Genomic DNA, 12,218 nt, shown 5'->3' on the forward strand with positions numbered 1-12,218 from the left:
TAATTAGAAATCAATCGTTGCACCAACCATAAATTGTCTCATCAATGGCATTGTTTGATCGTATAATCCCATACCACCTATAGTCCCCATGTGGTTACTGTTAGATTCTGGATCGAAAGGTAAATTTTTGTCAAATGCAAATGTCAATAAGTTAACCCCTCTAACATACATATAAACATTATTAATACCGTCAATCTTTAATTGATCTTTATTTAATTTATATCCTAATTCAGCACTTTTCAATTTGATATTATCCCCTTTATACAAATAACGTGTTGAGTGGTATTTAGTTACCGTATTACCAGCTCTAAATTGCGGTCTAGTGGCTCCCGTATTAGTTGGCGTCCAAGCATTAAGAACATCAACTACTTGATTGTCTTTAACACCTTGTCCATCATTATCCATATATCTTCCCCACAGATCATACACGTAGAAATCCCCTTGATAGGTTAATAAGAAACTTAAGCTAAAATTCTTATAACTAAATGAGTTTGTTAATCCAGCTGTATGCGCTGGTAAAGCATTCTTCCCTGTAAAATCGGAAACGATTGATGCACTAGTGCCAGAACCATTACTCAACGCAGTATGTGTAGCGTTTGTGTACCATTGAGCATCTCCATTAGTACTATTAACACCAGCATAATGTGCTAAGAACCACTCAGTAGGATTGTGCCCAACCATAAAACGTTTAAATCCCTCAACGCCGACGTATGGTCCTAAAATTTTAGTAACAACTGATTTATTATATCCGTAGTTAGCATTAATAGACCAGTTAAAATCTCCTTTTCTAAAGACATCATAAGAGATAGTTGATTCAACACCTTTAGACTCATGCTCAAGCGCATTACCTACAAGATTACCAAAACCAGTTGATGGCGCGTTAGGAACCTGAGTAGTTAACTGATCTAAAACAATATTCTTATAGACATCAAATGATAACTTAAGTCTATTTTGAACAAAGCCTAAATCTAAACCTATATTATACTTTTTTGATGTTTCCCAACCTAACTCTGTATTTCCAGGATTATTAATCGCCATACCGTTCTCAAGCATATATGTAGCCACTCCGAGAGTCGGCTTACTAAGGTATTGAATGTTTCCTATATTCCCTACCTCACCATAACTGGCACGTACTTTCAATTCATTGAAATAATTTCCAATATTTCCAATCTTGTGCAAGTTTACATTAGCACCAGTAGCCCAGAAGTTCCCTTCTTTTTTGTCAGCACCAAAGTGAGAGTATTTATCCCTTCTAAAAGATCCCATTACATTGAATAAATCTTTGTATCCATATGAAGCACGACCGATTAAACCTATCAAGTGACTTGACTCGTTGTATGACCAAGCCATGTAAGGTGTTGGTCCCCATTGTAGATTATTCTGTTCATAGTGACCACTATCGAAGCCTGTAGATGCTGCTTGCGAGCGCTTTGTCCACAACTGTGTATACTCAGTTCCTGCTGATACATTAATCTTATGATCGTCATTAATTGTCCAATCATAGTGCAAGAAGTTAGACCAGTTCAAAGTCGTATAAGCAAAATCACTTTGTAGAGCAAGTCCTATGATACCTTGTGTAGGATTATTACCATCCCCAAAATCTGGATTACGATATTCCGACTCATCATAATAGTTATAATCCATACCCAAATTCGTCGAAAATCTCAAATTAGGCAAAATACTATAATCTAAACCAAATGAAGAAAGAATTTTAGTAACCGCTGATTTTCTTTTGTTGATATTTTGAATTGCTACTGGGTTAAAATCTTCTCCCGCAGAAGTTACAATATTAAAATTATATGATCCATCTGCATTGTAGATAGGGCTAGTTGGCGATGCAAATCTAGCACTTAACACTGGGTTTGCGAAGTACCCATAATCTAAGGGCCCCCACTGTGTTCCTCTAGAAATTATGTTAGAAAACGCCACGTTAATCTTATCAGATAATTTAGCATTAAGTTTTACTGTTGCGTTTATTCTTCTGTATAATGCATCACGGATAATACCTTCTTGTTCTGTTGAACCTATAGATGCATATCCTTTTATCTTCTCATTACCAAAGGAATAATTCAAACCATACTTATACAATCCTGTTGATGATCTCCTAGTCGCTTTCTGCCAGTCAGTATCAGTTTTACCATCCCAACCAAGAATCCCCTGAGCACTAGCAGTTGCTTTTTCAAGACTTTCACCATTACTCATATACCCCATAATAAGAGCCTGCTTTTGCTGTGCTGCATTGAGAAGCGTATACTTTTCGTATGCAACACCACCTACACCGTACTCCATATTAAGCGTTAATTTACCTCTACCACCTTTACCAGATTTAGTTTTGATAATGATAACCCCCGAAGCTCCTCTTGAACCATATAACGATGTCGTTGCCCCATCTTTAAGGACTTCAACTGATTCAATATCTGAAGGATCGATTAAGGACAATCCATTAGAAGAAGTTGCTACACCAGCTTGATCCCCAGAAGTTACTGGTACACCATCGATAATATAAAGAGGCTGGTTGTCCCCAGTCAAACTGCTAATCCCTCTAATAAGGACTTTTGCATTAGAACCCGGTTGCCCACTGTTAGAACTAATAACAGCTCCCGAAACTTGTCCAGCAATAGCCAAATCAACAGAAATTGCAACTGGTTTTTCCAAAGCTTTTGCAGAAACCAAAGAATACGAGCCTACCTTCTGCTCTTGTGTTTCTTTGATACCATAAGTTCCCAAAATGACTACTTCCTCAATAGCATTAGTAACCGTATCGGATTTCTTTTTTTGTGCTAGCATTGAGGCTCCCATAAAGAAAACTGCCCCAGCGCTTAAAACTCGTAGTTTTACGTTCATATTAACACTAATTTGATATTATAGTTTACAAATATGTTAATTTTTTCCTAATACACCAAATTAAATTTAAAAATCCATTAAAACTTTAACATTTAAGTACAAAAATAATAGATTATAAGTTAATGTTTTGACACATTACTCTTAAATCAAACGGTTGTTTATTAAAACAAAAAAAATACCACCGAGAGTTCTCAGTGGTATATTATCCAATACATAATATTGATTATTTCAGTTTCTTCTTAACTGCTACTTCTTCGTAGACTTCTAAGATGTCACCAACTTCAATATCATTATAACCTTTTAGGTTAAGACCACATTCGTAGCCTTTAGTTACTTCTTTAACATCGTCTTTGAAACGTTTTAAGCTTTCTAGCTCTCCATCAAATTTCACGATACCATCACGAAGCAATCTAATTTTAGAATTTCTAGTTACTTTACCAGTTAATACCATACAACCTGCAATAGTACCTACTTTAGAAATTTTGAACACCTCACGGATTTCTACATTACCGATAACTTGTTCTTTAATTTCTGGTGAAAGCATACCTTCCATCGCTTCTTTAACCTCATCAATAGCAGCATAGATAATCGAATAAGTTCTGATTTCAACTTCTTCTTTATCCGCAATATCTTTAGCGTTTACACTTGCTCTAACGTTGAATCCGATAACAATAGCATCAGATGCCGCTGCTAATAGAATATCACTTTCTGTAATTTGACCAACACCAGAGTGTAAGATATTAACCTGAATTTCTTCAGTTGATAATTGTTGTAACTGATCTGATAATGCCTCTACCGAACCATCCACGTCACCTTTAAGGATAATGTTAAGTTCTTTAAATTCACCAAGTGCAATACGTCTTCCGATTTCATCCAAAGTAAGATGTTTTTTAGTACGTAAAGTTTGCTCTCTTTGTAACTGCTCTCTCTTCGTAGCAATAGTTTTCGCTTCTTTCTCGTCTTCGTAAATTCTGAATTTATCACCTGCAGTTGGTGCACCATCTAAACCTAAAATAGTTACAGGAATTGATGGACCAGCGGCCTGCATGGGTTTTCCTCTTTCATCAAGCATTGCTTTAACCTTACCGTGATTTTTACCTGCAAGAATATAGTCACCTACCTTAAGCGTACCATTCTGAACCAAGATTGTAGAAACATAACCTCTACCTTTATCTAGAGCTGCTTCGATAACAACACCGTTTGCTGCACGATTAGGATTCGCTTTTAATTCAAGCATTTCTGCCTGTAATAAAACTTTCTCCAACAATGCGTCTACGTTGTTACCAAACTTCGCCGAAATCTCTTGAGACTGGATGTTACCACCCCATTCTTCTACCAAGATATTCATACCTGATAATTGTTGACGAATGTTATCTGGGTTAGCATTTGGTTTATCAACCTTGTTAAGTGCGATAATCATTGGTACACCAGCAGCCTGTGCGTGCGCAATAGCTTCTTTAGTTTGTGGCATCACGTCGTCATCCGCTGCAATTACGATAATTACAATATCGGTAACTTGTGCACCACGCGCTCTCATCGCTGTAAAGGCCTCGTGACCAGGTGTATCTAAGAATGTAATACGTTGTCCACCTTCTAGCTTAACATTGTAAGCACCGATGTGCTGTGTAATACCTCCAGATTCTCCTGCAATAACATTTGCTTTACGGATGTAATCCAATAATGACGTTTTACCGTGGTCAACGTGTCCCATTACGGTTACAATTGGCGCTCTTGGAATAAGATCTTCTTCTGCATCTGGCGTTTCCTCATCTAAGTTTTCTTCCAAGTCAGCATCAGAGAATTCAATTTTATAACCGAATTCGTCAGCAACCAATGTTAAAGTATCCGCTTCTAGACGTTGGTTCATCGTAACCATAACACCTAGTGAGAAACAAGCAGAGATAACCTCAGTTGGGCTAACATTCATTAAACTTGCTAACTCATTAACAGTAATAAATTCTGTTACTTTAAGTGTTGTATCTTGAGCATCACGTTCTTGTTGAAGTTCGTCTTGCTCTCTTCTCCAGTTACGTTTATCTTTTCTATGTTTAGCGCCTTTATTTTTACCGCCTTTATTGGTCAGCTTTTCTAAAGTCTCTTTAATTTGATTTTTAACTTGCTCATCCGTTAACTCAACCGGCATAACTCTTTGTCCGCCGCCTCGGTTGTTACCTCCACGATTGTTACCTCCACGATTACCACCTTGGTTGTTACCGCCTGGACGATTTCCGCCTTGGTTGTTACCACCTTGACCTCCACGGTTATTGTTATTACCAAAACGGTTACCACCTTGACCTTGGTTATTATTACCTCCGCCTTGGTTGTTATTATTGTTACCGCCTTGTTGGTTATTGTTAGCTCCGGGTTGCCCAGGTTTTTCTATACGCTTTCTTTTCTTCTTAGCAGCATTAGGACCACCAGCATTTGAAGATTTAGGTTTTGGAGCAAATTGAGATAAGTCAACCGTTTGCTTAAGGATTTTAGGTCCATCCAGTTTTTGATAAACTGTTTCAATTTTTTGAGGCTCGCTATCTTCTGTTGTTTCAGTTGGTTTGTTATCAACAACCTCTTCTTTAGGAGCAAGCGGTTTTTCTTCAACTTTAGGCGTTTCGGCAACTACTTTTGGTGTTTCCACTTTTTTAGATGCTTCTGGCTTTTCAGTTTTAGGTTCTGGTTTTTCCTTTTTTGTAGGTCGATTTCTGTTTTCTAATTGAGACAAATCAATCTTATCTAAGACTTTGAATTCTTGTTTAGAATCTTCTTTCTTAACTTCTTCAGCTTTTGGTTGTTCTACCACAGGCTCAGCTTTAACCTCGCTAGCAGGCTCTTCCACAACTGGTTTGTTAGAATCAAGATCAATCTTACCTAAAATTTTTGTTTCAGGTTTTAGGTTTGCTTTGGCTCTTATAACCTCAGGCGCTTTTTCTTCGATTTCCAGTTTTTCTTCTGGAACTTTAGAAATCACAACCTCATGAGAAGCTTTACGTTGTTCTCCATCTTTTTTGAACTCAGCTTCTAATGCAGAATATGCCGCTTCTTCTAGTTGAGCGTTAGGGTTACTCTCTACTTCGAAGCCTTTAGATTGTAGAAATTCTACCATCCTTCCCATCGAAATATTAAATTCCTTAACTGCTTTATTTAATCTAATTTTTGGCATTTATAAATGTTCTGTTTTTAATTTTTAAAATTAAAGTATTTTCTTTTTACTGTTTATTAGAGATTGTAACAACTCGCTTAGTCTTCTAATTCTTCTCTAAGAATATTTTTAACCTCTTCGATTGTTTCTTCTTCTAAGTCAACCAAGTTAAGCAATGCTTCTGTATCTTTATCTAATACACTTCTAGCAGTTTCTAGACCAACTTTTTTGAACTCTTCAATAATCCATGATTCGATTTCGTCGCTAAACTCTTTTAGTTCAACATCGTCATCTTCTTGTTTCTCTCTATAAACATCGATTTCGTATTCTGTTAACCAAGATGCCAACTTAATGTTTTGACCTTGTTTACCAATAACTTTAGAAATCTCCTCAATAGGTGTGTAGACCATTGCATAGTTATGCTCTTCGTCTACTTCTACCTTATTAATAATGATATTACCTAATGCTCTCTTCACCAAAATTTCTGGATTCTTAGACCATTGGATAACGTCAATATTTTCATTTCTCAACTCTCTTACAACACCGTGAATTCTTGATCCTTTAACACCCACACAAGCACCAACTGGATCAATTCTGTCATCGTAAGCATCTACAGCGATTTTCGCTTTCTCTCCTGGTATTCTTACAACCTTTTTAAGAATAATTGTACCATCTTGAATTTCAGGAATCTCCAACTCTAGCAATTGCTCTAAAAACTTCGGTGAAGTTCTCGAAATCATAATCTGAGGCTTAGATCCACGGAAGTCAACACTTTCTACAATCGCTCTTACATTATCTCCTTTTTTGAAGAAATCTGACGGAATCTGATTTTCTTTAGGCAAGATAAATTCGTTACCCTCATCATCCAACATAATAACATGCTTGTGACGAATGTGGTGAACTTCTCCTACAACCAACTGTCCAATTCTATCACGGAATTGCTCATACAAAGTCGCATTAAAGTGCTCTTGTATTTTGGTTGCAAGAATCTGCTTAAGTGTAAGAATGTTTCTACGTCCCAATTTAGCAACTGGAATTTCTTGTGTATATTCTTCACCAACTTCAAACGTAGAGTCTATTTTTCTAACTTCAGAGATTTCGATTTCTAAATCATCGTCTTCTGACATTTCGTCTTCAACAATAACCTTGTTTAAGAAAATCTGAAAATCCCCTTTGTCAGGGTTAACAATAACATCAAAATGATCATCAGAATCATATCTTTTTCTCAAAAGCGTTTTAAGAGAATCTTCAATGATCGCCATTAGGTCAATTTTGCTTATATTCTTTACTTCTTTAAAATCGCCAAAAGCTTCAATTAAAGCTAAATTATCCATTGATTATATTTTTCTTATTAAAATTTAATTACCACCAACGCCTTTTTAATCTCATCAAGACGTATTACTTTTTCTTCTTCGACATCTTCCTTACCTTTTCCGATAAGTTTTGGACGACGATATCTCAACAAAAGAGTGATCGACTCTTCATCCACAGACACCAACTCCCCTTCAATCTTTTCACCAGAAGTCAAAACAACATCCAGTTCTCTACCAATATTTTTTTGATATTGACGATTAAGAGCTAAAGGTTCCGACAAACCATAAGACATAACCTGCAAAGCAAAATCATGTTCTTCTCGATCCATATTAAACTCTATAGCACGACTTGCATCTAGACAATCTTGTAAAGTTACGCCATTATCTCCATCCAAAGTCACTGTAATCTGGTCATCTGCAGAAATCTTAAGATCAACCAAAAACAAATCTTTTCTTTCTTCTAAAAAAGAAGCCAACAAAGCTTCAATTTGCTCTTTAAAACTCATACTTTTCCCTGAATTACGTTTACGAAAAAAGGCATTCTCTCGAAGGCCTTTTCATTCTGTTCCGTAAATCTTTTGCAAATATAGCTACTTTTTTCAAAAAATCCAAATTATATTGAATTTTAAGACTTTACGCTCTCTAATTTGGAAATTTAAATTTAATATTATTAACAAAAAAAAAGCATCATTTCTTCCAACATTAATAAAAAGCAAAATCGACATTATACTATAATATGTTAAAATAATTTATCTTTGTATGAAATTTAAAAACTCAAATCTTGAATATTACTATAGTAGGAACGGGTTATGTAGGTCTCGTAACTGGTACGACACTAGCAGAATTAGGCAATTCTGTATATTGTGTAGACATAGATGAAAAAAAAGTTGAAAGCATGAAGAAAGGCATCGTACCTATCTACGAGCCAAATCTTGAAGAAATGTTCCTGCGAAACATCCATGCTAACAGATTACACTTCACAACCAATTTAAAAGAAGCTTTAGACAAAAGTGAAGTTATTTATCTTGCGTTACCAACGCCTCCCGGTGAAGATGGTTCTGCAGATTTATCTTACGTTCTAAAAGTTGCGAATGACATTGGCGAAATGATGACTGAATATAAAGTTGTTGTTAACAAATCGACTGTTCCGGTTGGCACAGCGGACAAAGTAACTGCTGTTATTGCTTCTAAGACTGATATACCTTTTGATGTTGTCTCAAATCCCGAATTCTTGAGAGAAGGTTTTGCAGTAGAAGATTCTATGAATCCAGCAAGAGTTGTTGTTGGTTGTAGCTCTGACAAAGCAAAAAACATTATGGCTCACATCTATCAGCCATTCACCAATACGGGCGTTCCAATTATTTTCATGGACGAAAAATCTTCGGAATTAACAAAATATGCTGCCAACTCCTTCCTTGCTGTTAAAATCACCTTCATGAACGAAATCGCAAACTATTGCGAATTGGTTGGTGCTGATGTTGACAAAGTAAGATTGGGTATGGGAAGTGATGATCGTATTGGACATAGATTTTTATTTCCTGGTATCGGATATGGTGGATCTTGTTTTCCGAAAGATGTTAAAGCTTTGATTAAATCTGGACAAGATGAAAATTTCAAATTCCAAATTTTAGAATCGACAGAAGCGGTTAACAATGCACAAAAAGTAATTTTAACAAAAGATATTGAAAAGTATTTCAACGATTTAAAAGGAAAAAAAATTGCACTTTGGGGCTTAGCTTTTAAAGCAAATACGGATGATATTCGTGAAGCTTCATCACTTGATAATATTAAATTATTATTAGAAAAAGGAGCAAAAGTAAAAGCTTACGACAAAATTGCTGAAGCTAATGTTCGCAATGTTATTGGTGACCAAATCGAATATGCAGAAGATATGTACGCTGCGCTAGAAGATGCTGACTGCTTATTAATCGCAACAGAATGGCCAGAATTTAAAAACCCTAATTTTGATCTAATGGCATCAAAGATGAAAAATAAAATCATATTTGATGGACGTAATATGTTCCCATTAGAAGTCCCAGAACAGCATGGTTTCTTCTATAAGTCTATAGGTCGTAAAACAATTAACAACTAATTTTTAGAATGAAAAATATCATCATTACTGGTGGCGCTGGTTTTATTGGTTCTCACGTTGTTAGAGAATTTGTAAAAAATCTCCCAAACACTAACATTATAAATCTTGATGCATTGACTTATGCAGGTAATCTAGAAAACCTAAAAGATATCGAAAATGAACCAAACTACATTTTCGAAAAAGCTGATATTACAAAACCAGAAGAACTAAGAAAGGTTTTTGAAAAGCATAATCCAGACGCTATTATACATTTAGCAGCAGAATCTCATGTTGATAGAAGTATTACAGATCCTAATGCATTTATCAATACTAATGTTAATGGAACTGCTAACTTATTAAATTTAGCGAAAGAGTTTTGGACTCTTAATCCAGATCATCAACATGGTAACTTCCCAGATGAACCGAGAACTAACTTGTTCTATCACGTTTCTACTGACGAAGTATACGGAGCTTTGGGAGAAACAGGTTTCTTTACAGAAGAAACTTCTTATGATCCAAAATCACCTTACTCAGCGAGCAAAGCTGCATCTGACCACTTGGTAAGAGCTTACGGAAACACTTACGGAATGCCATTTATTGTTTCTAATTGTTCTAATAATTATGGTCCAAATCACTTCCCAGAGAAGTTGATTCCGCTTTGTCTTTTCAATATTTTAAATGAAAAACCACTTCCCATCTATGGTGACGGAAAATATACAAGAGACTGGTTATATGTAATTGACCATGCAAAAGCTATTTTCCAAATTTTCCACGAAGCAAAAACTGGAGAAACGTACAATATTGGTGGTTGGAACGAATGGCAAAACATCGATTTGGTTAAAGAATTAATTAAACAAGTTGATGAAAAAACTGGAAAAGAAGCAGGTTACTCAGAGAAGTTAATTACTTTCGTTAAGGATAGACCTGGACATGACAAGCGTTATGCAATTGATGCAACAAAACTTAACAAAGATCTTGGGTGGAAACCTTCTGTAACTTTTGAAGAAGGACTTTCTAAAACTATCGATTGGTTTTTATCCAACAAAGAATGGTTAGAGAATGTAACTTCTGGAGATTATCAAAAATATTACGACAAACAATATTCCTAAAAAGCGCGAACATATGAAAGGAATTATTCTAGCTGGTGGATCTGGCACAAGATTGTACCCATTAACAATCGCTGTTAGCAAGCAATTGATGCCTGTTTATGATAAGCCGATGATCTATTTTCCCATTTCGACACTATTGCTTGCTGGGATTAGAGAGATTTTAATTATTACAACACCACATGATCAAGAAGCTTTCCAAAGACTTTTAGGTGACGGATCTCAAATTGGATGTCGTTTCGAATATAAAGTTCAGCCATCTCCAGATGGGCTAGCGCAGGCCTTTATCCTTGCTGAGGAGTTTATTGGAGAGGATTCTGTTGCTTTAGTTTTAGGTGATAACATATTCTATGGCACTGGCTTACCTCAACTCCTAGAAAGTAAAACTAACGTAAAAGGAGGTTGCGTTTTTGCCTATCAAGTTTCTGATCCAGAGCGTTATGGTGTTGTAGAATTTGATGAAAATTACAATGCTCTTTCTATTGAAGAAAAACCAACTGAGCCAAAATCAAACTTTGCTGTTCCTGGATTGTATTTTTATGACAACTCGGTTGTGGAATATGCAAAAAATTTGAAACCATCTCCTCGTGGCGAATTGGAGATTACAGATATCAATAAAATTTATCTTGAAAATGGCGAATTAGAAGTTGGGGTAATGAGTAGAGGCACTGCTTGGTTGGATACAGGGACTTTCGACTCACTCCATGAAGCTTCAGAATTTGTGCGTGTTCTTGAAAAGAGACAAGGTGTCAAAATTTCTTGTATTGAAGAAATTGCTTTCCGAAAAGGTTTTATTAATGAAGAACAATTATTAAAATCTGCTGAAAAATATGGCAAAAGTGGATACGGAACTTATCTAAAAAACTTAACTATATAAATGAGCAACACATCTGATGAAAATAATAAATGGACTCAAGTTATTGAGTCCGGACATTCTCTTTTTTCATTAAACTTAAAAGAAGTTTGGAATTATCGTGACTTAGTTTATATGCTCGTGAAGCGTGACTTTGTTACATCGTTTAAACAAACTATTTTAGGTCCATTGTGGTTTTTTATAAATCCAATTTTCACAACAATTATGTATGTAATTGTTTTTGGGAATATTGCAAACCTTTCTACCGATGGTGCTCCAAAGTTAGCTTTCTATCTTGCGGGTGTTACATTATGGAATTATTTTTCTTCTTGTCTTAACAACACCTCCAATGTTTTCCGTGGGAATGCCTCAATATTTGGGAAGGTGTATTTCCCTAGACTAGTTATGCCATTAGCAATTGTAACCTCTAACCTAATGCAATTTGGTGTACAGTTTTTATTATTTATTTGTGTAACAGCATACTATTATTTTTTTGAAGGTAACATACATCCTAATATATGGATATTAGCAACACCTTTTCTAATTATCCTAATGGCAGCATTCGCAATGGGTATGGGGATGATATTTTCGTCAATGACAACAAAATATAAAGATTTATCAATGCTACTCAGTTTTGGTGTTTCTTTATATATGTATGTAACACCAGTGGTATATCCTGTTTCTTCAATGCCTGAAAAATACAGATGGATTGCTGATCTTAACCCTTTAACTGGAATTTTCGAATGCTTCAAATATGCATATTTAGGTGTCGGTGACTTTAACTTAAGTATGCTGCTGTATTCTACTATTGTGATTTTTATGATTCTCCTTTTAGGAACAATTATTTTTAATAAAGTAGAAAAATCCTTTATGGATACAGTTTAACCATAACCAA

8 protein-coding genes are annotated in these 12,218 nt (G+C 35.5%); 4 read left to right on the top strand and 4 right to left on the bottom strand.

The genetic code is table 11. The annotated features are described in order from the left end of the window. Positions 1 to 3: 3 nt before the first annotated feature. The 4 genes from RT037_RS00895 to rimP all read right to left on the bottom strand — a co-directional run bounded on the left by RT037_RS00895 (position 4) and on the right by rimP (position 7,799). The gene (locus RT037_RS00895; protein ID WP_313027176.1) at positions 4 to 2,844 is read right to left on the bottom strand and encodes a SusC/RagA family TonB-linked outer membrane protein; all 2,841 of its coding nucleotides are present in this window, start codon (positions 2,842 to 2,844) and stop codon (positions 4 to 6) included. Between the two features lie 223 nt (positions 2,845 to 3,067). After that, a complete protein-coding gene (infB, locus tag RT037_RS00900) occupies positions 3,068 to 6,001 on the bottom strand; it encodes a translation initiation factor IF-2 (protein ID WP_313027179.1) in 2,934 nt (977 codons plus the stop codon). Positions 6,002 to 6,078: 77 nt separating this feature from the next. Further along, positions 6,079 to 7,314: a transcription termination factor NusA gene (gene nusA / locus RT037_RS00905; RefSeq protein WP_313027182.1), complete on the bottom strand. Its 1,236-nt coding sequence runs from the start codon at positions 7,312 to 7,314 to the stop codon at positions 6,079 to 6,081. Positions 7,315 to 7,331: 17 nt separating this feature from the next. Next, a complete protein-coding gene (gene rimP, locus RT037_RS00910; RefSeq protein WP_313027186.1) occupies positions 7,332 to 7,799 on the bottom strand; it encodes a ribosome assembly cofactor RimP in 468 nt (155 codons plus the stop codon). Positions 7,800 to 8,074: 275 nt separating this feature from the next. On the opposite strand from rimP, the gene RT037_RS00915 reads away from it, so the two are divergent. From RT037_RS00915 to RT037_RS00930, 4 genes are read left to right on the top strand one after another with little or no spacing between them, the layout of a single operon-like run. Next, complete coding sequence (locus RT037_RS00915) at positions 8,075 to 9,385, top strand: UDP-glucose/GDP-mannose dehydrogenase family protein (RefSeq protein ID WP_313027188.1); 1,311 nt, start codon at positions 8,075 to 8,077, stop codon at positions 9,383 to 9,385. 8 nt (positions 9,386 to 9,393) lie between these two features. Continuing rightward, a complete protein-coding gene (gene rfbB, locus RT037_RS00920) occupies positions 9,394 to 10,473 on the top strand; it encodes a dTDP-glucose 4,6-dehydratase (RefSeq protein WP_313027192.1) in 1,080 nt (359 codons plus the stop codon). Between the two features lie 13 nt (positions 10,474 to 10,486). Next, positions 10,487 to 11,347: a glucose-1-phosphate thymidylyltransferase RfbA gene (gene rfbA, locus RT037_RS00925; protein WP_312321553.1), complete on the top strand. Its 861-nt coding sequence runs from the start codon at positions 10,487 to 10,489 to the stop codon at positions 11,345 to 11,347. Then, a complete protein-coding gene (locus RT037_RS00930) occupies positions 11,348 to 12,208 on the top strand; it encodes an ABC transporter permease (protein WP_313027197.1) in 861 nt (286 codons plus the stop codon). Positions 12,209 to 12,218 lie beyond the last annotated feature (10 nt).

It is taken from the genome of Soonwooa sp. (assembly GCF_032062245.1).
Classification (GTDB): Bacteria; Bacteroidota; Bacteroidia; order Flavobacteriales; family Weeksellaceae; genus Soonwooa.